The sequence below is a fragment of the Paenarthrobacter sp. 10L412 genome (assembly GCF_056395565.1).
Genome location: NZ_JBFTJT010000007.1, coordinates 268502 through 290168, shown reverse-complemented (window position 1 = coordinate 290168; position 21667 = coordinate 268502). Strand labels below are relative to the sequence as shown.

The following is a 21667-nucleotide window of genomic DNA, read 5'->3' as shown; positions in this document are numbered from 1 at the left end:
ATTCTTTCACTCATCAGGAGCCTTGTTTGCCAGCACCGCGCTCGTGGCACGTTCCTTGCCGTTGAGGTCAAAGTGCGTGGTGATGTCCTGCCAACGTCCCGCTCGACGCAACATGCCGCTGATCCAATCCGCCTGGACTTCTGCGTGTTCCATCACGAAGTAGCCGCCAGGTTTCAGGAGGCGGCCCGCACTGGCTGCTGCCGCCATCGGGAGTTCCATGCCATCCGCTCCCCCACCGTACAGTGCTTCTGGCGGATCATGCAGCGCAACTTCGGGCTCGTTCGGGATGGCTTCGGCAGGGATGTACGGCGGATTGGACACCACAACGTCAAAGGAGCCGTTGTGTTCAGGCAAGGCATCCCTGAGATCGCCCTGGATCAGCGAGACGCCCAGCGGTTCAAGGTTCCTGCTGGCCCATGCATGGGCAAAAGTGCTGAATTCCACGGCATGGACTTCAGCTCCTGGAACCTCGTGCGCGATTGAACCGGCAATGGCTCCCGAACCGGTTCCGAGGTCCACGATCTTGGGGTGGGACATGCCGGCCACGTGGTCGATGACAAGCTGGACAACGGATTCCGTTTCGGGTCGGGGAATGAACACACCCGGCCCCACCTGCAGCTCAAGATGGCGGAAATATGCGACGCCGGTGATGTGCTGAAGCGGTACGCGTCCGGCACGCTCAGCCACCAGTTCGGCGTAGCCTTCAGGGGCGGGGGAATCACCCAGGAGCATTGCCCGCAACCGGCCCAACCCCACGCCCAGCAGGTGCTCCGCAAGAAGTTCGGCATCGACGCGGGGGGTGGGGACTCCGGCGTCGGACAAAACGGCAGTGGCCTCGCGAACGGCGTCCGCGAGGCTCTGGCCTGGGAAAATCGTCATATCTGTAACCCCGATAGCTGGAAATCGGCAGGCTTGTGGTGCTCTGCTATTCGCCCAGGGCGTCCAGGCGCGACTGCTCGTCCGCTTCAATCGCCGACTGGATGACGGGTTCCAGATCACCATTCATCACGGCGTCGAGGTTGTAGGCCTTATACCCGGTGCGGTGGTCCGCAATGCGGTTTTCCGGGAAGTTGTAGGTGCGGATGCGCTCCGAGCGGTCCATCGTACGGATCTGCGACTTGCGCTGTTCGGAGTTGGCGGCGTCGATCTGTTCCTGCTGGTGGGCCAGGAGCCGGGCACGGAGCACGCGCATACCGGCTTCGCGGTTCTGCAGCTGCGACTTTTCGTTCTGCATGGCCACCACGATGCCCGTAGGCAAGTGGGTGATGCGAACTGCGGAGTCAGTGGTGTTTACGGACTGGCCACCGGGACCGGAGGAACGGTAGACATCGATCTTGAGGTCGTTCTGGTTGATTTCAAGTTCTTCGGGTTCATCCACTTCGGGAAGCACCAGGACGCCGGCCGCGGATGTGTGGATACGGCCCTGCGACTCTGTAACCGGAACGCGCTGCACCCGGTGCACACCGCCTTCGAACTTCAACCGCGCAAAGACGCCCTCCGCGGGGTCGTTCGAGTTGCCCTTGATGGCCACGGCAACGTCCTTGTATCCACCAAGATCGGATTCGGTAGCGGAGATCATCTCAGTCTTCCAGCCCCGCGACTCGGCGTACCGCATGTACATCCGCAGAAGGTCGCCAGCGAACAACGCAGCTTCGTCGCCGCCTTCGCCGCCCTTGACTTCAAGGATCACGTTGCGGGCATCGTCCGGATCACGAGGGATCAGCAGACGACGCAGCCGCTCCTGTGCCGCGGGAATCTGCTCCTCCAGCTGCACAACTTCTGCAGCGAATTCGGGGTCCTCGTCAGCCATCTCTTTGGCAGCTTCCAAATCATCATTGAGCCCGCGCCACTTGTTATACGCCTCCACAATGCCCTGGAGCTGCGCAGAACGCCGCCCCAATTTCCGGGCAGCAGACTGATCGGCATAAACAGCAGGATCACTCAACTGCGCCTGGATAGCAGCATGCTCATCAAGCAATCCCTGAACGGACTCAAACATTTTCAAACCTCTTTCGACTCGTATCCAAGTCTAATTTGCGCCAACGATTCCGTAGGCCGCACGAATTCCCGCCCCGGGGAGGTGACGGCCGGACGCAAAGGTGACGAGTCCGCCGTCGGGTAATTTTGCCGGCCCGGGAGTGGCATCGGGCCTGTCGTAGCGTTGCTGCTGACTTACGCAGTATGTCAGCAGCAACGCGAAGGGGCGGGGCCGGCAAAATTACTCGACGGCCCCACCCCACGTAACGCTATTTGTCGTTGTCGGACTTCGCTCCAAGCGTCGTCTTCTGAACCTGCATGAGGAACTCGACGTTGCTTTGCGTCTCCCGGATCTTGTTGGTCAGCAGCTCAAGGCTCTGCTGCTGCTCAAGGCCTGAAAGGACCCGGCGCAGCTTCCACATGATCTTGACTTCTTCCGGCGAGAGCAGGTTCTCTTCGCGGCGTGTGCCGGACGCGTTGACGTCCACGGCCGGGAAGATGCGCTTGTCTGCCAGCTGGCGGGACAGGCGGAGCTCCATGTTGCCGGTGCCCTTGAACTCCTCGAAGATAACCTCGTCCATCTTGGAGCCGGTCTCGACGAGAGCCGTTGCCAGGATGGTGAGCGAGCCACCGTTTTCGATGTTGCGGGCGGCACCGAAGAAGCGCTTCGGCGGGTAGAGCGCTGCGGAGTCGACACCACCGGACAGGATGCGGCCGGAGGCCGGTGCTGCCAGGTTGTAGGCGCGGCCCAGGCGGGTCATGGAGTCCAGGAGGACCACCACGTCCATGCCCATTTCAACGAGGCGCTTGGCGCGTTCGATGGAGAGCTCGGCAACCGTGGTGTGGTCGTCTGCGGGGCGGTCGAAGGTGGAGGCAATGACCTCACCCTTGACGGTGCGCTGCATGTCCGTGACTTCTTCGGGACGTTCGTCAACCAACACCATCATGAGGTGGACCTCAGGGTTGTTGGTGGTGATCGCGTTCGCAATGGACTGCAGGATGAGCGTCTTTCCGGCCTTGGGCGGGGAGACGATCAGGCCACGCTGGCCCTTGCCGATCGGAGCCACGAGGTCGATGACACGCGGACCGATCTTCTTGGGGTCTGTTTCCAGGCGCAGGCGCTCGGACGGGTACAGCGGCACCAGTTTGGCGAACTCGACGCGGTCCTTGAGCTCTTCAGGAGTTTTGCCGTTGACCGAAGTAACACGAACGAGGGCATTGAACTTCTGGCGCGAAGACTGCTGGTTGCGGTCTTCACCTTCGCGTGGTGCACGGATGGCGCCAACGACGGCGTCTCCCTTGCGGAGGTTGTACTTCTTGACCTGTGCCAGCGAAACGTAGACGTCGTTCGCACCGGGGAGGTAGCCGGACGTCCGGATGAATGCGTAGTTCTCCAGGACGTCCAGGATGCCCGCTACGGGGAGCAGGACGTCGTCTTCGGTAACCTCGATGTCGTCAACATCCGGCCCCTGTGCACGGCCACGGCGGCGTTCGTTGCGGTCGCGGAAGCGGTCGCTGCGGGTGTTGCCGTCGCGGCTGTCCTGACCGCCACGACGGTCGCTGCGCTCGTTCTGATCGTTGCGATCACGGCGGTTCCTGCGGTTGCGGCGGTTTCCAGTGTCGTCGAGGTCGGTGTTGTCCTCACGGCGTCCGCGGGAGTCGCGACGTTCACGGGACTGATCGCCGGAGTCGGCCTGCTCGCGCTGTTCAGTGCGCTCGGCACGCTGTTCACGCTGTTCAGTGCGTTCGCCACGCTGTTCACGCTGTTCAGTGCGTTCGCCACGCTGTTCACGCTGCTCGGTCCGTTCGCCACGCTGTTCACGCTGCTCGGTCCGCTCGCCACGCTGTTCACGCTGCTCAGTACGTTCGCCACGCTGTTCACGCTGCTCACTGCGCTGTTCTGTGCGCTCGGGACGCTGCTCAGCGGCCGGGGCTTCTGCGGTTTCCTCCGGAGCTGCAGCAGTCTCGCTGCGGCGACGGTTACGGGTGCGGGGCTGGCGACGCTCGGTGACGGCTTCGCCGGCTTCCGGCGCTGCCTCGGGCTCTGCAACCGGCGCAGCCGGCGCTTCAGCGGGTGCAGCGGCCTCTGCCGCGGCAATTACGCCATCGCTGGTGGCGCGGCGGCTACGGCCACGTCCACGTCCACGAGGGGCTTCCTGGGCCGGCGCTTCCGTGCTCACTTCGGCGGCAGGAGCGCTCTTCTCCGCAACCTTAACCTCGGGAGCCGGCGCTGCCTTGGGCGCGGTGGCAGCCTTCGTCGATGCCTTGGCCGGGGCCTTGGCGGTAGAAGTCCCGGCACGATGGGCGGAAATGGCTGTTACCAAGTCCCCCTTGCGCATACGGGACCCACCGGAGATCCCCAGCTGGCTGGCAAGAGCCTGGAGCTGGGCGAGCTTAAGGCCTGCAAGGCCGCTGCTCTTGGTGGTTGCTGCTGTTGACGACTCAGCAGCAGAAGTTGTTGTGTCCACAGCTGAAGCCAGCTCAGTGGTTTCTGTCACGAAGGATCCTTCCCCCTCGACGGCGTCCAGAGCGAGAGCTGGACGCGATGATTTGTTCTGGGCTGCAGTTCAGATCTGCAGCCGGTGATTTCGGCCGTGCCTGATGGATTGTGGCCAACAGGGCCGGATACTGATCGTCTTCACTGAACCCAGTTGCCCGGACAGCCGACTGAATATTCAGGGAACAGAGAGAGTTCTGCGGCACCTGAGACAGGCCGGAAGGAGACGGCACCGTCAGACGTTGGCACAGTTGACGAAAGGAACAGCGAAACCGCCAAGATCCAAAATCAGGGAACTGCCCGCGGCTTTACCGCCGGTGCACTTCCACTCTAGCACCTTCAACGTCCACAGCCAGCGTCATCACACGCCAACCGACGTTGGGTGTGTTGGCGGCAGTAAACACCTCGATGAATTCGGCGACGGTTGCCGCTTCGCCGGGCCCGTTGGCCAGGACCATGACAGTAGGACCGGCACCGGAAACCACAGCAGCGTGACCGGCCGTCCGCAGCGCCGCAATAAGGTCCGCGCTGGGCCGCATCGCTTCGGCCCGGTAGCTCTGGTGCAGGTAGTCTTCGGTACCGGGCAGCAGGAATTCCGGCTGCGTTGTCAACGCGTGGATAAGCAACGCTGCACGTCCGGAGTTCATCGCAGCAGCATGATGACCCACAGACGCGGGCAAAAGTCCGCGAGCGGTTTCGGTGGAGAGTTCATAATCTGGAACCGCCACCACGGGAACCACGGATCGGGCTACTTCAGCACGCGTGCTGCTGTACTGCTCGCTGTCCTGCCATGACAGCGCCAGTCCGCCAAAAATGGCGGGGGCGACGTTGTCCGGGTGGCCTTCCATTTCGCTGGTCAGCTGCAGGACCCAGTCGAGATCCTGCTGCGCCTCTTTTGGAACCAAGGAATTGGCGGCAGTAACCGCCGCTACAACTGCGGAGGCGGAGGAACCCAGCCCGCGTCCATGCGGATTAACGTTGTCAGCCGTGATCCGTAGGCCGGAATGCCGGAAACCCAAACGTTCCAAGGCAAGGTCGATCGCACGCACCACCAAGTGGCTGGAGTCGCGCGGAAGGGTATCGGCGCCCTCACCGGAGAGCTCGAATTCGAGCTCTCCGGTGGTGAGCGTTTCCACCGTCAAGGTGTCATAAATGGATAGGGCCAAGCCGAGGCTGTCGTAGCCGGGACCCAGGTTGGCGCTCGTACCGGGGACCTTGACGGTCAGCCGCTGGCCTGCCGCGACGAGTTGACGATCGGTCGCGGTGGGCTGCGTTTGTTCCACTCTTATTTTTCTTCCAGTCCCAGTTCCGCGGCAACGGTGACGACGTCATTGGAAACCTTGACCGGCTGCACATCGCTGCCGTCCTCCGTGCGGAGGGCCCACTGGGGGTCCTTCAGTCCGTGGCCGGTAACGGTGATGACGATGGTCTTGCCGGACGGAACCTCACCAGCAGCGTGCTTCTTGATCAGGCCTGCCACGCCGGCAGCAGAGCCGGGCTCCACAAAGACGCCTTCCTTGGAAGAGAGCCAACGGTGGGCGTCCAGGATTTCCTCATCCGTGACAGCTTCAATCAGGCCACCGGATTCGTCGCGGGCAGCGATCGCCGTGTCCCAAGATGCCGGGTTGCCGATGCGGATGGCAGTGGCGATAGTGTCCGGTTCAGTGATCGGGTGCCCTGCAACGAACGGCGCTGCACCGGCAGCCTGGAAACCCCACATGATGGGTGTCTTGGTGGAGACGGCCGGCAGCGTGCCGTTGGCGGTCTCGAAGGGAGCGGAGTACTCCTTGTATCCCTTCCAGTAGGCAGTGATGTTACCGGCGTTGCCGACAGGCAGAACATGGATATCCGGGGCATCGCCCAGGGAGTCCACAACTTCGAAGGCACCCGTCTTCTGGCCCTGGATACGGGCAGGGTTGACCGAGTTCACCAGGAAGACCGGGTAGGACTCCCCAAGCTTGCGGGCGATGTCCAGGCAGTTGTCGAAGTTGCCGTCCACCTGCAGCAGCGTGGCGCCGTGCGCAATCGCCTGGCTGAGCTTACCCATGGAGATCTTGCCTTCGGGGACCAGCACAGCGCACTTGAGGCCTGCGGCCGTTGCGTATGCCGCGGCCGAGGCCGAGGTGTTTCCGGTGGAAGCACATACAACAGCTTTGGCGCCGGCTTCGACGGCCGCCGTCATAGCCATGGTCATGCCGCGGTCCTTGAAGGAACCCGTGGGGTTCATGCCCTCGACCTTCAGGTACACCTGCGAGCCGGTCAGCTCGGAAAGCTTCTGTGCGTGGACGAGCGGGGTGCCGCCCTCGCCGAGGGTGATGACCTTGGTGGCTTCCGTTACAGGCAAACGATCAGCGTATTCGCGGATTACTCCGCGCCATTGGTGAGCCACTTAGACCCCTTCTACCCGCAGTACGGATGTCACAGAATTGATCACGTCCAGGCCCTTGATGGCCTCGACGGTTGCTGCGAGTGCAGCTTCGGATGCACGGTGCGTCACGATTTTCAGCTCAGCCGACTCAACATTCGAGGCGGAGTCGCGGTGGATCGTTTGACGCATGATCTCGATGGATACGCCGTTCTCCGCAAAAATATGGGCGATGCGAGCCAGCACACCTGCTTGGTCTGCTACATCCAGACCGATGTAATAGCTGGTGTTGGAGGCATCAATGGAAAGTGCCGGAACATGCCCGGTAGTTGTTTCCGTGCGGCCGGGACCGCCGAGGACCAGGCGCCTGGCAGCGGAGACAAGGTCACCCAACACAGCAGAGGCAGTGGGAGTCCCCCCGGCCCCCTGGCCATAGAACATCAGTTCACCAGCGTTTTCGGCTTCGATGAAGACCGCGTTGAACGCACCGCGGACGGCTGCCAGCGGGTGTTCGCGTGGCAGGAGGGTGGGGTGCACGCGCACCGAGATTCCGCTGCCGTTCTCTGAGGCTTCGATTTTCTCGGCGATGGCCAAAAGCTTGATGACGAAGCCGGCTTCCTTGGCCGAAGCGATGTCCGCGGCACTGACCTTGGTGATCCCCTCGCAGTAGACGTCGTCCAGGGAGAACCTTGTATGGAAGGACAACGATGCCAGGATCGCAGCCTTGGCAGCTGCGTCATGGCCCTCAACGTCGGCAGTGGGGTCAGCTTCGGCGTAACCGAGGCGCTGGGCTTCGGCAAGGGCGTCTGCAAACTGCGCGCCAGTGCTGTCCATCTGGTCAAGGATGAAGTTGGTGGTCCCGTTCACGATCCCGAGAACCCTCGTAATGCGATCGCCGGAGAGGCTGTCGCGGATCGGGCGCAGAATGGGAATGGCACCGGCAACGGCGGCTTCGTAGGACAGCTGAACGCCGGCCTTGTCAGCCTCTTCGTAGAGAGTGGGGCCGTCCTGCGCGAGCAGCGCCTTGTTACCGGTGACAACGCAGGCGCCATTCTGGATGGCGGTGACGATGAGCGTACGTGCGGGTTCAATGCCGCCCATGAGCTCGATGACGAGGTCTGCGTCCTTGACGAGGGTCTCGGCGTCCGTGGTAAAGAGTTCACGGGGCAGTTCGACGTCGCGCGGCGAGTCGATGTTGCGCACGGCAATACCGGACAGCTCGAGGCGGGCACCACTGCGGGCGGCCAGTGCCTCGGCGTCGTCAATAAGAATGCGCGCGACCTGGGCCCCTACATTGCCACAGCCCAGCAGGGCCACCTTCAGGGTTCGCACTTCAGACATTCGCCACTCCCATGTCGCGGTTCAAGAGATCTTCTTCGGTTTCCCCGCGGACAATGAGCCTGGCGGCTCCGTCGCGCACAGCGACAACGCCAGGCCGGGCCAGGTAGTTGTAGTTGCTGGAGAGGGCCCAGCAATAGGCGCCGGTACCCGGTACTGCGAGCAAATCACCGGCTGCCACATCCGCGGGCAGATATACATCTCTAACAACTATGTCGCCGCTCTCGCAATGTTTGCCCACTACGCGGGACAGTTGCGGAGCTGCATCGGAGTCACGGGAAGCCAAAATCGCCGAATAATCCGCGTCGTAAAGCACCGGACGGGCGTTGTCGCTCATTCCTCCGTCCACCGACACATACCGACGCGGATACGTAACGTTCTCAGAACCTGTTTCGGTGCCCGGAACGTCCACGCGAACAGTTTTAAGCGTGCCTACCTCATACAAAGTGAACGTGGTGCTCCCGACGATCGCGCGTCCGGGTTCGATGGAAACACGGGGCGCTTCGATGCCGAGTTCCGCGCACTTTGAACGCACGACGGCGGCCATCGCCTGCGCGATTTCCGCTGGAGGGCGGGGGGTGTCCACTGGCGTATAGGCGATACCGTAGCCGCCCCCGAGGTCCAATTCCGGCAGGATGATGGAGTATTTGGCCTGCATCGCTGCCTGAAAACCGAGGAGCTTCTCCGCAGCCAGCGCGAATCCGTCCGCCTCGAAGATCTGGGAACCGATGTGACAGTGCAACCCCAGGAGTTCCACGCTCGGGTACGACGTCGCGGCTGCAACGGCTTCCTCAGCGGCAGACAGGCCAGCTTCCTCGGTGGAGTCCTCAGCCATGGAGAGGCCAAACTTCTGGTCCTCGTGCGCTGTGGCGATGAATTCGTGGGTGTGGGCATGCACCCCTGGCGTGAGGCGCAGCATGACCTTGGCGGTTTCGCCGCGGCTGGACGCAATCTTGGCTACCCGTTCCAATTCATCGAGGCTGTCCACCACGATGCGGCCCACCCTCATATCCAGCGCCCGGTTGATCTCGGCGTCGGACTTGTTGTTGCCGTGCAGGCCCAGCTTGGCCCCCGGGATTCCTGCCCGGGCAGCAACGGCCAGTTCGCCTCCGGAACAGGTGTCCAGGCGAAGGCCTTCCTCGGCCACCCATCGTGCTACTGATGTGCACAGAAAGGACTTGCCCGCATAGTAGACATCCACTCCCCCGCAGATGTCTGCGAAAGCGTCGTCGAAGGCGTCCTTGAAAGCACGGGCACGCGCGCGGAAGTCAGATTCGCTCATCACAAAGAGTGGCGTGCCGAATTGCGCCTTGAGGTCGCTGACTGAAATCCCGTCAATGGTGACCTCACCGGCGTCGTTCTTCTCCACGCCGGCTGCCCACATCGGTGCCTGAAGGACGTTAAGGTCCTCGGGGACGGCCAGCCAGTCAGGGGCAAGCGGAGAGGCCTGGGGTGAATTTGGTGCGGTGTTTGTGCTCATGGCCTTACATCCGTTCCGGCGCGGAAACGCCCAGCAGTCCGAGTCCGTTGGCAAGCACCTGGCTGGTGGCGTCGTTGAGCCAGAGACGAGTCCGGTTCACGTCCAGCACGGGTTCCTCGCCCAGCGGCGAGACACGGCAGGCGTCGTACCAGCGGTGGTAGGCACCGGCGATAACTTCAAGATGGCGGGCAACGCGGTGCGGTTCGCGGAGCTCGGCTGCTTTGGCCACGATGGAGGGGTAGCTGCCGAGGTAGGAGAGAAGCTCGTTCTCCGTGGCGTGATCCAGCAGCGATGCGTCGAACACAGATCGGTCCACCCCCGCCTCGGCGGCATTGCGCGCGGTTCCCCTGGAGCGGGCATGGGCGTATTGCACATAGAACACTGGGTTCTCGTTGCTGTTCTTCTTGAGCAGTTCCGGGTCCAGTGTCAGCGGCGAGTCGGCAGGGAACCGGGCAAGGGAGTAGCGCACTGCGTCCTTGCCCAACCAGGAAATGAGGTCCTTGAGTTCAATGATGTTCCCCGCGCGTTTGGACAACTTGGCGCCGTTGACGGACACCAACTGTCCAATGAGAACCTCAATGTTTACTTCGGGATCGTCGCCCGCGCACGCCGCAATAGCCTTCAGGCGATTGATGTAGCCGTGGTGATCGGCACCAAGAAGGTAAATCTTCTCGGTGAAACCGCGGTCCTTCTTGGAGAGGTAGTACGCGGCATCGGCGGCGAAATAAGTCGGTTCTCCGTTCGCGCGGATCATGACGCGGTCTTTGTCATCGCCGAAGTCAGTGGTGCGCAACCAAACGGCGCCGCCGTCGTCGAACACATGGCCCTGTTCGCGGAGGCGGGCAACGGCAGATTCAATGGCACCGGCGTCGTGCAGTTCCTTCTCGGAGAAGAAGACGTCGAACTCCACGCCGAAATCTGCCAGCGTTGCTTTGATATCGGCCATCTGTGCCTCGTAGGCAGCGGCACGGATGACCGGCAGGGCAGCCTCGTCCGTGAGTTCACGGATATCGGGGTGCGCTTTGAGTACTTCATCGCCGAGTTCGCGAATGTACTCACCGGGGTAGCCGCCCTCGGGGACGCCCCGGCCGTGGAGCCGGGAAAGGACTGAGTTGGCGAAGACGTTCATCTGCGAACCGGCGTCGTTGATGTAGTACTCGGCGGTGACGTCGGCTCCAGAAGCCCGCAGCACGCGCGCGATCGCGTCGCCCAGGGCGGCCCACCGGGTATGGCCGATGTGAAGGGGACCCGTGGGGTTGGCGGAAACGAATTCCATGTTCACAACATGTCCTGCGAGCGCCTGGTTGGTTCCGTAGGTGGAACCGGCCTCAACGATTGCCTTGGCGAGCGCGCCTGCCGTTGCAGCGTCAACGGTGATGTTCAGGAAGCCGGGTCCTGCGATTTCCACTCCGGTCACGCCGGCGATTTCCTGAAGGCGGTGGCTGAGGATTCCCGCGAACTCGCGCGGATTTGTGCCGGCTTGCTTAGCCAATTGCAGGGCAATATTGGTGGCCCAGTCTCCGTGGTCCCTGTTCTTGGGGCGCTCCACCCGGACGTCGTCGGGGACAGCGGATTCCGCCAAGGCGATTTCGCCGGCGGAGACGGCATCCTTAAGGCAGGTGGATATGGCAGCAGAGAGTTCTTCGGGAGTCACCCATCCAGCCTACCGGGGGCCCGCGAACTCGAGGAATTAAGGCTCGTTTTTGTGGATATCTTGGACACAGCACCTATACATGGACGGCTGGCGGCACTCACAGACTGAACCATTACGCTGATTTCTACGTTGTGAAGACGTAAGAGGTGGCTTTTATCGGTCGTCCAGAGACCGAAACCATCCGTTGACCGCATCTTGTCCAGTTGAAACGAGCAGAACATGACTACGCCACTCCGCAAGAGCCTCTACGTCGGGTTCGCCAGCGTCTCCATCATCGGGACCGCGGCCGCCTGTGCCCCCACAACGGAAGCCCCGTCAACCCAGACACCTGCAACCCAGAATGGTGGCCAGGCTTCCACTGGCAGTCCTTCTTCCTCCACTTCGGCTGGAAAGGGTGACTCCACGTACAAGGACGGCACGTACAGCGCCGATGGAACATATACATCGCCGAACGGCCAGGAGACGGTTGGCGTTGAGCTCAAGCTGGCCGGGGACAAGGTGGAGGCAGTGAATATCACCGTCCACCCCTCCAACCCCAATACCAAGAAGTTCCAAGGCGAGTTTGCCAGCGGTATCGCGGCACAGATCGTTGGCAAAGACATCGACGAACTCAACGTTTCCAAGGTGGCCGGTTCCTCCTTGACCTCCGGCGGCTTCAACGATGCCGTGAAGCAGATCAAGTCCCAGGCAAAGTAGCAGCCATGCCGCATCCGGGCTGGAGCCGCTTTAGCTTCGAAGGGATCGGTACGCACTGGGAGATTTCGACGTCGTCGAGGCTTGCGCCGGATGTGCAGCGCCAACTGCTTGCAACAGTGGCGGATTATGACCACACGTATTCGCGGTTCAGGCCGGATTCCTTGGTGTCCGCCCTGGAGCGCGGTCCCGGAAGCATTTCCTTGCCCGGGCACGCTGTGGCCCTCCACGACGTCTACGAGGCGCTGTACCGGATCAGTGGCGGCTCCATGACACCCCTGATTGGCAGTAGCTTGAACCGTCTTGGTTATGATGCGGGCTACACCCTGGTTCCTTCAGGCGCTCCTGAGGGTGCTGCCAAGTGGGAAGACGTCCTGGAATGGTCGGGAACCACGGTATCGGGCAAGGTTCCGCTGGTATTGGACGTTGGCGCCGCCGGAAAAGGACAGCTCGTGGACCTGCTCGGTGAGGTCCTCCATTCAGCTGGCTACCTGGACTTCCTGGTGGATGGCAGCGGGGACATGCTGCATGCCGGAAGCATGCCCGTCACTGTGGCCTTGGAGCATCCTTATAACCCGAAGCAGGCAATCGGCTTTGTGGAATTGGACAATTCCGCCCTCTGCGCTTCCGCGTCCAACCGCCGGGCCTGGGGCGACGGGCTGCACCATGTACTGGACGGAATCACGGGGCAACCCATCCAAACCACAGTGGCCACGTGGACCATGGCCGCGAGCGCGATGGTGGCAGATGCCTTGGCCACGGCACTCTTCATGGTGGAACCTGCCGCACTTGAGGCTGAGTTCGATTTTTCCTGGCTACGGGTGTTTTCGAATGGGACTGCCACATTTTCGGCTGGTTTTGAGGGGAGACTGTTCACATGAATGCCATGAAGTCGCGATTGGACACCTGGTTGGGCCGCTTCACCATGTACCGCTTGATTTTGTGGGTTCTCGGGGTGCTGGTGGCCTACAGCCTGCTCCTGAACGTCTTGGGGTGGCTGACATTCGGCCTGCCACAGATGCTGGTCCACTTATGCGTGTGCCTGGGGCTTACCTATGGATCGAACCGCCTGCTGGCCTTGCTTTTCCGGACCACGCCACATTCGGAGTCTTCGCTCATTACCGGCTTGCTCCTGTATTTCCTGTTCTGGCCCACATTCGTCGCCACTGACATGGTGGGTGTTGCACTGGCTTGTGTCCTGGCCAGTGCGTCGAAGTATGCTTTGGCTTTCCGTGGGCGTCACATTTTCAACCCGGCGGCCGCGGGGGCTTTCATCACGGGCTTGACCGGACTGAACATAGCCACGTGGTGGGCCGCAACGCCTGCCATGTTGTGGCTCCTTGTCCCTGGCGTCCTGGCGGTCTTGTACCGAACACGGAAAATGCTGATGGCAACAGTTTTCCTGCTGGTGGCCACCGGCATCGTCTGTGTCGAATTGTTGGGCCGCGGCATGACCTTCGGCCAGGCCCTGTGGCAGCCGTTGGCCCAGCGTCCCCTGCTCTTCTTTGTCGGCTTCATGCTTACCGAGCCGCTCACGCTCCCTCCACGCCGTTGGCAGCAATTGGCGCTTGCCGGCGTCGTCGGCGTTGTCTTTGCGGTTCCTTACAACCTGGGCTTCGTGGCCAACTCCCCTGAACTCGCGCTCCTGGTGGGGAACCTCATCGCTTTCTTCCTGGGCCAGCGGGGCCGCGTGGAACTGACATTCAAGGGATCCCGGCCCCTGACACCGGGGACCAAGGAGTTCCGCTTCGATCCACGGCGCCCCGTCCGCCATGCGGCCGGGCAATTCATGGAGCTGAACCTTCCGCATTCGGGGTCCGACGGCAAGGGCCGCCGCCGCGTCTTCAGCATCACCAGCGCCCCGGGTGCTCCAGAAGTGACCTTCGGCGTTGGAACGGCCGAGCCCTTGTCCACTGCCAAGAAGACGTTGTTGGCGCTAAAGCCTGGTGACATGATTTCCGCCACAGCCGTTGGCGGAGACTTCGTGCTCCCGCGCGACGCCGCCACACCGGTCCTGCTGATTGCCGCAGGTATCGGCATCACGCCTTTCCTTTCCCACCTTGCATCGGACGCCGCATCCCGCGATACCGTGGTCCTTTACCTTGCCCAAGGGCGCGATGAACTCGCCGCTTGTGAGCAATTGGAGGCATCCGGGGCAAAGGTGATCGCCCGGCTCGCGGATGGCTCCACTCCCCCCGATTTCATGCACGACGCCGGCACCTCCAGGATCGATGCACAGCGCCTGAAGGAGCTGGTACCGGACATCGGTGCCCGCGAGGTTTATGTCTCCGGTTCCCCGGCGAGCGTGGATTCCCTTCGTGCCGCGGCGCGCGGTGCAGGTGCGCGGCGGGTACATGTTGACTCGTTTGCCGGGTACTGAGCTGCGGGTACCGCAGCGCCGTAAGGTGCAGGGCACTAAAGATCATGACCGCGTTTTCTTTTGGGGCTCGGTGGCTGCTAAGCTCTAGGACGTCCCACCGGCAACGGAGGGAACCCCGGATGCCCTCGTAGCTCAGGGGATAGAGCGTCTGCCTCCGGAGCAGAAGGCCGTAGGTTCGAATCCTATCGAGGGCACACACGGTACCCCGCCAGTCCAACTGGCGGGGTATTTTTTGCGTTCCGGCTCCCACTCCCGTCACTGCAACCCGGGTCGTCGCTATCAGTTCAGGGCTTGCCGGGCGAACACCCCAAAATTGTCAGCCCCCGCTCCTAGGCTGATCACAGTTGCCAGTCGCCAAGAGCCAAAGGGGTTGCCGTGATTTGTTCAATCGTTCCGCCTTACATGCTTCGAAGGATTGCCGCCCAGAGTGAACCACGGCTTTGGGCTGTTGCCCGTGCCGCCAAGGAGTCACTCCTGCACATCAAGGACCTCCAGGCGGTTCGTGCCGCCCCTGCACCCTCTACTCCCCCCAGTGCAGTGGCGGCAAAGCCCGGCCCACCAAAGCGCACTATCTACGATGCCGATACCTCGGAAAACCTGCCCGGCCGGGTGGTCCGCAAGGAAGGCACTGCGCCTGTTGGGGACGCCGCTGCCGATGAGGCCTATGACGGTTTGGGCAGCACGCACCGACTATATGCCGAGATCTTCGGCCGGGACTCCATCGATGGCGCCGGCCTGGCCCTGGACGCTACCGTTCACTACGGCAATCTGTACGACAATGCCTTTTGGGATGGCAACCAGATGGTCTTCGGGGATGGCGACGGGGAGATTTTCCAGCGCTTCACCAAGTCCGTCAGCGTCATCGGCCACGAACTGGCTCATGGGGTCACGCAATTTACGGCAGGGCTCAATTACCGCAACCAGGCAGGCGCCCTGAACGAGTCCATGTCAGACGTCTTCGGTGTCCTTGTGGAGCAGTACCTGAAGAACGAAACTACCGAGCAAGCAAGCTGGCTGATCGGCGAGGGCCTTTTTACCGACAAGGTCCAAGGTGCGGCCTTGCGCTCGATGAAGGCCCCGGGCACCGCCTACGACGACGACATCCTGGGCAAGGACCCGCAGCCGGACTCCATGGACACGTATGTCCGGACCAGTGCAGACAACGGCGGAGTGCACATCAATTCGGGCATCCCCAACAGGGCGTTCTACCTTGTTGCCTCCGAGCTGGGTGGCAACGCATGGGGTGTGCCTGGGCAGATCTGGTATGGGACACTCACCAGCGGGTCGCTGACGCCAGCTTGCACTTTTGGCAAGTTCGCCAAGACCACTGCGGCTACCGCGGAAGAACTTTTTGGCGTTGGCTCCGTAGAGCATGACGCCGTCCTGAAGGCGTGGGAGACTGTGAAGGTCAAGGTTTAGACCAGCCGGCGGGACCGTCCGGCCCCGGGTAGTCCCGCCGTCGTTGGCTTGCCGCCAGTACGTCAAACGAGAAGTAGCCGGTCATGAAAATCACCGTCCAGCGCAGTGGGGGCATAGCCGCGATGACACGCGTCTGGAGCGTGGAGGCAGTGTCTGATGATGACAAAGAGCGCTGGATGCCGATCGTTGAGGCATGTCCCTGGGACGAGGCGAAGAGCCAAGCCAGGACGGTGAACGAACCGGATCGGTTCATGTACTCCATCAGGGCAGGCCAACGGCGGGCGACGCTACCCGAGCGAGCGGTCACCGGGCCCTGGCAGGAACTGGTGGAGTGTGCCAAGGCTGAAGGTTCCGAGTCCCGTGGCCGCCTGGGGGCCCGCCGCTAGATCGCCTCGGCCAGCTGCCCGCGGAAGGCCCGTCGGTAGCTCTGGGGACTCGTATCCAACACCTTCGTGAAATGGTGGCGCAGCAGGACGGAATGCCCGAATCCTGCTTCCCGCGCAATCTCATCGATGTTCAGCTCCGTGGACTCCAGGAGTTCCTGGGCCCGCAGCACCCGCTGGGAGTTCAACCAAGCCGCCGGAGTAGTCCCCGTTTCCGCCCTGAAGCGGCGAGCGAACGTTCTGGGCGACATATGCAGCCGAGCAGCCAGCTCGTTCACACTGTGTTCTTCGTCGAGGTGTTCAACCATCCATCGAAGGAGTTCCTCCATGGGCGCTGAACCACAGCGGGGCATTGGCCGGTCAATGAACTGGGCCTGGCCGCCGTCGCGATGGGGCGGAACTACCATGTCGCGCGCGATCGCGGCAGCCACGTTGGCTCCCAGCTCCACACGCACAAGATGGAGGCAGGCATCGATTCCGGCGGCAGTTCCTGCGCTGGTAATGATGGTTCCGTCCTGTACATAGAGGACGTTCTCATCCACCACTGCCGCAGGGTAGCGATTCGCCAGATCCTGTGAGTAATGCCAATGGGTGGTGCATCGGCGCCCATCAAGCAGCCCGGCCCGGGCCAACGCGTAGGCGCCTGAGCAAATGGACATCACCCATGCGCCCCGGGCGTGGGCCGCCCGGAGTGCATCCAGGACAGATTCCGGCATCTCCTGGTCCCTCCCGAAGGGCGCCATGATCACCAGGTCCGCATCAGCCGCGGCTTCCAGGCCGTGGTTGACATGCAGCGAGAGCCCGGACTTCATGCGGATGTCTCCCGGCTCCGGCGCGCACACCCTGAAGTCGAAAGCAGGTACGCCTGCGCCGCGGTCGGACCTGTCGATGCCGAAGACCTCAAACGCGGTGCCGAACTCGAAGATCGAGAAGTCGGGGACAACTATCACGGCCACTGATTTCAACATATCTCCAGTGTGGCAGAAAATTGTCTAAATGGGGCATTTCTGCCACTGTTTCTTGGCTGCCGGCAAGAGAAGACTGAAGGCATGGAAATTTTCGGAATCATCCTCTTCATCGTCCTTATCACCGCCGTCGCAGCCACCGTTACCGCCCTCCTGAAGGACGGACGCGGCCACAACCCACCCATCAACTCCAAGGAACCCTGGAGCGCCTTCGACGCTCCCAGTACTCCCTACTGGAACCCCCGCATCTACTAGCCGCCCGCCAGCCCACTGAAAGCAGTCAGCCAAGGCTTGTCCATCCGACGCCCGTCCTTCACGGAATTCACCAGGATTTCCTGAACGACGGGCGTCCTTATGCCCGAGTCTCTGTGCGCACGGCTTGCAGTATTTCGCCTGGCGGGCAGCGGTGAGGCTGCCGGACATTTGGGCTGCCGGATAGATGAGCTGCCGGACATGTGACAGGGACAGCGGACGTTGACGGGAAGCCACAGTAGACTGGCAGCAGCCATGACACTTCATATTTCCTACCCCGCTGAGCTGCCGGTATCCGAGCGCCGCGAGGATCTGATGGCGGCGATCGCCGCAAACCAGGTGACCATCATTGCCGGCGAAACCGGCTCGGGCAAAACTACCCAGATCCCCAAGATGTGTTTGGAACTGGGCCTGGGCGACAAAGGCCTGATCGGCCACACGCAGCCACGACGACTGGCGGCCAGGACTGTTGCGGAGCGCATCGCGTCCGAGTTGGACGTCGAGATCGGCCAGGAAGTCGGCTTCCAGGTCCGGTTCACTGGCGAGGTCAGCGCATCGACCAAGATCAAACTCATGACCGATGGCATCCTCCTGGCAGAGATCCAACGGGATAAACTCCTGCGCAAGTACAGCACCATCATCATTGACGAGGCCCACGAGCGCAGCCTCAACATCGACTTCATCCTGGGCTATCTGAAACGGGTACTCCCCCAGCGCCCGGACCTGAAAATTATCATCACCTCGGCCACGATCGATCCTGAACGCTTCGCCAAGCACTTTGGCACGGAGGAATCCCCCGCCCCCATCATCGAGGTTTCCGGCCGCACCTACCCGGTGGAGATCCGATACCGGCCCTTGTCACAGCCTGCCGGCGCCGACGAAGACGGTTCCGATGACGAACTGGAAGAGGACCGGGACCCGCTGGATGCGGTCTGTGACGCCGTGGACGAACTGGCAAAGGAAGCACCGGGCGATATCCTCGTGTTCTTCTCCGGCGAACGGGAAATCCGCGACGCTGCCGAGGCCATCAATGGGCGCATCCAGACCAACCGACGCCTCGCCGGCACGGAAGTCCTGCCCCTCTTTGCCAGGTTGAGCCTGCAGGAGCAGCACCGCGTATTCAATCCCGGTGGAAAGCGGCGCATCATCCTCGCCACCAACGTTGCCGAAACCTCGCTGACTGTCCCCGGCATCAAATACGTGATCGACACCGGCACGGCCCGTATCTCCCGGTATTCGCACCGGACCAAGGTCCAGCGCCTGCCCATCGAACGTGTATCCCAGGCCTCGGCCAACCAGCGATCCGGACGGTGTGGCCGCGTTTCCGAGGGCATCGCCATCCGTCTCTACTCAGAAGAAGACTTTGAGTCCCGTCCGCAGTTCACGGACCCGGAAATCCTGCGGACCAACCTGGCCGCCGTCATTCTGCAGATGACGGCCATGGGCGTTGCCCGCGGTCCCAAGGATGTTGAGAACTTCCCGTTCGTCGAACCGCCTGATTCGCGCGCTATTAACGACGGCGTCACCCTCCTTCGCGAGCTCGGCGCCCTCAGCCCGGCAACTTCGAGCACGCCTGCGTCCAAGGATCCCCGCGGTAACCGTCGGAGCGGCAGTGGCCTGACCGCTGTCGGGCAGAAACTGGCCCAGCTGCCGGTTGACCCACGGCTCGGCCGCATGATTGTCGAAGCCGGCAAACGCGGTTGTGTCCGCGAAGTGATGATCCTGGCAGCAGCCCTTACCATCCAGGATCCGCGCGAACGGCCCACCGACAAGCAGCAACTCGCTGCCGAGAAGCATGCGCGGTTCCGCGATGAGAACTCGGACTTCACTGGTTTCCTTAACCTCTGGAACTACATCCAGGAAAAGCAACGCGAGCTGTCCTCAACCCAGTTCCGCCGTCTTTGCCGCAACGAATTCATCAACTATCTTCGCGTCAGGGAGTGGCAGGACCTTTTCACCCAACTCCGCCAACTCGCCAAGCCCTTGGGTATCACGCTGGACAATAAGCGTGAAGCTGATCCAGTGGGCAACCACGAGGGAATTCACATCAGCCTGCTGTCAGGGTTGCTGAGCCACATCGGCCTTCTTGATGAGCGCAAGCGCGAATATGCCGGCGCCCGCGGCAGCCGCTTCGCGATCTTCCCCGGTTCTGCCTTGTTCAAAAAATCGCCTGCATTCGTCATGGCCGCCGAGTTGGTGGAAACCAGCCGCTTGTGGGCACGGGTCGCTGCCAGGTTCGATCCTTTGTGGGTGGAGCAGGTAGCCCCGGACCTCGTGAAACGCTCTTACAGCGAGCCCCATTGGTCCTCCCGGCAAGGGGCCGTCATGGCCCATGAGAAAGTCACGCTGTACGGCGTGCCCATCATCCCGAACCGTCGGGTCAACTACGGCCGCATCGATCCGGAATTGTCCCGTGAACTCTTCATCCGCCACGCGCTGGTGGAAGGCGAGTGGAAGACCCATCACAAGTTCTTCCACCGCAACCGCGCGCTCCTGCAGGAGATCGAGGAGCTTGAAACCAGGATGCGCCGGCGGGACATCCTGGTGGATGACCAGACCCTGTTCGAGTTCTATGACGCCCGGGTGGGCAAGGACGTCGTGTCTGAACGGCATTTCGATAAGTGGTGGAAGGACGCCCGCCAAGCCGATCCAACCCTGCTGGACTTCGATCAGTCGCTTTTGATGAGCGAGGACGCCGAGGCCCTCGATGATTCCGCCTACCCCAAAACGTGGCTGCACAAGGGCTTCGAACTTCCACTGAGCTACGAGTTCCATCCCGTGGCTCCTGGGTCTGCTCCGAATCCTTCGGACGGTGTCACCGCCGAAGTTCCCGTGTTGTTCCTGAACCAACTCGACGACGCACCGTTCCGGTGGCAGATTCCGGGACAACGCGTAGAACTGGTCACGGCGCTTATCAAATCCCTCCCCAAGCAGGTTCGGAAGAATTTTGTGCCTGCCCCTGACGTCGCCCGGCAGGCTACGGAGGCCTTGGAAAGAGACTTCGATCCCGCCACTGACGAGCTCGAGCCCTCCTTGGAACTGGTCCTTCGCCGGCTCCGCGGACACGTCATTCCACCGGGATCATGGAACTGGGAAGCCGTGCCTCCCCACCTTCGCGTGAGCTTTAAGGTGGTGGACAGCAAGGGCAAGGTCCTCGACGAAGGCAAGGACCTCGCCCAACTGCAGGAAAAACTGGCCCCGGCCACACGTCGGGCAATCGCCGAATCGCTCGGTGCTACACCTGCGACGACGGCCCCCGGCAAGGCTGGCACAAGAGCCGGAGCGCCAGGCGCCTCAAACGGCAAGACTGCCAGTACCGGGGCCGGGACCCTCAACAGTCCTGATGGCCGTGCCGGTGTCCACCCTGACGTCCATCCTGTTCATGGAGTGGTGGCCGAACGCACTGGTATCACCGAGTGGGACTTCGGGACCGTGCAACGCCAGGTCACCCGAACGGTCAAGGGCCACGCCGTCACCGGCTACCCGGCGATCGTGGATGAGGGTACGTCTGTAGCCCTGCGCGTGTTCCAAAGCCAGCAGGAGCAGGAAGCGGCCATGCGTGGTGGCGTGATCCGACTCCTGGCACTTCGGATTCCCTCACCGGACCGGTACGTGCTGGAGCATCTCAGCAACACCGAAAAGCTGACTTTCAGCCAAAACCCGCACGGCTCGGTCAGTGCCCTGATCGCAGACTGCGCCCTCGCCGCCATCGACAAACTGACCCCGGAAGCACTGCCTTGGGATAAGGAAGCCTTCGATGCTTTGTATGAAGTAGTCCGCGCTGAGCTGATCGATACCGTATTTACGGTGACGGCCGTCGTCGAACGCATCCTGGCCAGCACCCGCCGGATCCAGAAGCAGCTGAAGTCCAGTGCCAGCCTGCCGCTCATCAGTGCCCTCAATGACATGAAAAGCCAGCTGGAACAGTTGGTCTTTCCGGGCTTTGTGGCACAGACGGGCTGCGCGCAGCTGAGCCAGCTTCCGCGGTACCTGCAGGCGATCGAGAAGCGGCTGGAGAAGCTCCCGGGCAACGTTCAGCGCGACGGACTGAATATGGCCATCGTTCAGGCCCTGGAGGACGACTACGACGACGCCGTATCAGCGTTGCTCCCAGGACGCCGGGCAGGTGCGGAATTAACCCGGGTGCGCTGGATGATCGAGGAACTGCGTGTAAGTCTCTTCGCCGTCGAGTTAGGCACGTCCTACTCTGTCTCCGAGAAGCGCATCCGAACGGTGCTGAACCAGGCCTTGGCACCGGCCTGAC

At 62.0% G+C, this 21667-nt stretch carries 16 protein-coding genes and 1 tRNA gene; 8 read left to right on the top strand and 9 right to left on the bottom strand.

What is annotated here, in order from left to right; genetic code table 11:
* Window positions 1-6 precede the first annotated feature (6 nt).
* The 8 genes from prmC to argS form a co-directional block, all read right to left on the bottom strand.
* Entirely contained in the window at window positions 7-879 is an 873-nt protein-coding gene (gene prmC, locus AC1DD7_RS11595; protein WP_477515074.1) for a peptide chain release factor N(5)-glutamine methyltransferase, read from the bottom strand.
* 46 nt (window positions 880-925) lie between these two features.
* Window positions 926-1999 (bottom strand): peptide chain release factor 1, encoded by a 1074-nt coding sequence (gene prfA / locus AC1DD7_RS11590; protein ID WP_223933485.1) that lies wholly within the window; start codon window positions 1997-1999, stop codon window positions 926-928.
* A gap of 247 nt (window positions 2000-2246) precedes the next feature.
* Window positions 2247-4475, bottom strand: a complete 2229-nt coding sequence (gene rho, locus AC1DD7_RS11585) for a transcription termination factor Rho (RefSeq protein ID WP_477515073.1) — start codon at window positions 4473-4475, stop codon at window positions 2247-2249.
* A gap of 307 nt (window positions 4476-4782) precedes the next feature.
* Window positions 4783-5757 (bottom strand): homoserine kinase, encoded by a 975-nt coding sequence (gene thrB / locus AC1DD7_RS11580; protein ID WP_477515072.1) that lies wholly within the window; start codon window positions 5755-5757, stop codon window positions 4783-4785.
* A 2-nt stretch (window positions 5758-5759) separates the two neighbouring features.
* Window positions 5760-6863: a threonine synthase gene (gene thrC, locus AC1DD7_RS11575; RefSeq protein ID WP_431115644.1), complete on the bottom strand. Its 1104-nt coding sequence runs from the start codon at window positions 6861-6863 to the stop codon at window positions 5760-5762.
* Window positions 6864-8180 carry a homoserine dehydrogenase gene (locus AC1DD7_RS11570; protein ID WP_477515071.1) on the bottom strand — a complete coding sequence of 439 codons (1317 nt, stop codon included), beginning with the start codon at window positions 8178-8180 and terminating at the stop codon, window positions 6864-6866.
* Complete coding sequence (gene lysA, locus AC1DD7_RS11565) at window positions 8173-9657, bottom strand: diaminopimelate decarboxylase (protein ID WP_477515070.1); 1485 nt, start codon at window positions 9655-9657, stop codon at window positions 8173-8175. Before lysA ends, AC1DD7_RS11570 begins: the two co-directional genes overlap by 8 nt.
* A gap of 4 nt (window positions 9658-9661) precedes the next feature.
* Window positions 9662-11311 carry an arginine--tRNA ligase gene (argS, locus tag AC1DD7_RS11560; protein ID WP_477515069.1) on the bottom strand — a complete coding sequence of 550 codons (1650 nt, stop codon included), beginning with the start codon at window positions 11309-11311 and terminating at the stop codon, window positions 9662-9664.
* A 219-nt stretch (window positions 11312-11530) separates the two neighbouring features.
* Here argS and AC1DD7_RS11555 point away from each other — a divergent pair, with 219 nt between their 5' ends.
* The 6 genes from AC1DD7_RS11555 (at window position 11531) to AC1DD7_RS11530 (ending at window position 16189) form a co-directional block, all read left to right on the top strand.
* Entirely contained in the window at window positions 11531-12007 is a 477-nt protein-coding gene (locus tag AC1DD7_RS11555) for an FMN-binding protein (protein WP_477515068.1), read from the top strand.
* A 5-nt stretch (window positions 12008-12012) separates the two neighbouring features.
* Window positions 12013-12885 (top strand): FAD:protein FMN transferase, encoded by an 873-nt coding sequence (locus tag AC1DD7_RS11550; protein ID WP_477515067.1) that lies wholly within the window; start codon window positions 12013-12015, stop codon window positions 12883-12885.
* A complete protein-coding gene (locus AC1DD7_RS11545; RefSeq protein WP_477515066.1) occupies window positions 12882-14384 on the top strand; it encodes an FAD-dependent oxidoreductase in 1503 nt (500 codons plus the stop codon). The genes AC1DD7_RS11550 and AC1DD7_RS11545 overlap by 4 nt, the downstream gene beginning before the upstream one ends.
* A 121-nt stretch (window positions 14385-14505) precedes the next feature.
* A tRNA-Arg gene (locus AC1DD7_RS11540) sits at window positions 14506-14578 on the top strand.
* 208 nt (window positions 14579-14786) lie between these two features.
* The gene (locus tag AC1DD7_RS11535) at window positions 14787-15803 is read left to right on the top strand and encodes a M4 family metallopeptidase (protein ID WP_477515185.1); all 1017 of its coding nucleotides are present in this window, start codon (window positions 14787-14789) and stop codon (window positions 15801-15803) included.
* An 83-nt stretch (window positions 15804-15886) separates the two neighbouring features.
* On the top strand, window positions 15887-16189 hold the full coding sequence (locus tag AC1DD7_RS11530) for a protealysin inhibitor emfourin (protein WP_223946383.1): 303 nt from the start codon (window positions 15887-15889) through the stop codon (window positions 16187-16189).
* On the opposite strand, the gene AC1DD7_RS11525 is transcribed toward AC1DD7_RS11530, so the two are convergent.
* A complete protein-coding gene (locus AC1DD7_RS11525) occupies window positions 16186-17154 on the bottom strand; it encodes a GlxA family transcriptional regulator (protein WP_477515065.1) in 969 nt (322 codons plus the stop codon). The two genes, AC1DD7_RS11530 and AC1DD7_RS11525, sit on opposite strands and share 4 nt — an antisense overlap.
* Before the next feature lie 81 nt (window positions 17155-17235).
* On the opposite strand from AC1DD7_RS11525, the gene AC1DD7_RS11520 reads away from it, so the two are divergent.
* Together AC1DD7_RS11520 and hrpA are read left to right on the top strand one after the other, a co-directional pair.
* Window positions 17236-17406 carry a hypothetical protein gene (locus AC1DD7_RS11520; protein WP_223946385.1) on the top strand — a complete coding sequence of 57 codons (171 nt, stop codon included), beginning with the start codon at window positions 17236-17238 and terminating at the stop codon, window positions 17404-17406.
* A gap of 252 nt (window positions 17407-17658) precedes the next feature.
* Window positions 17659-21666, top strand: coding sequence for an ATP-dependent RNA helicase HrpA (gene hrpA, locus AC1DD7_RS11515; protein WP_477515064.1), 4008 nt, complete (start codon window positions 17659-17661; stop codon window positions 21664-21666).
* Window position 21667 lies beyond the last annotated feature (1 nt).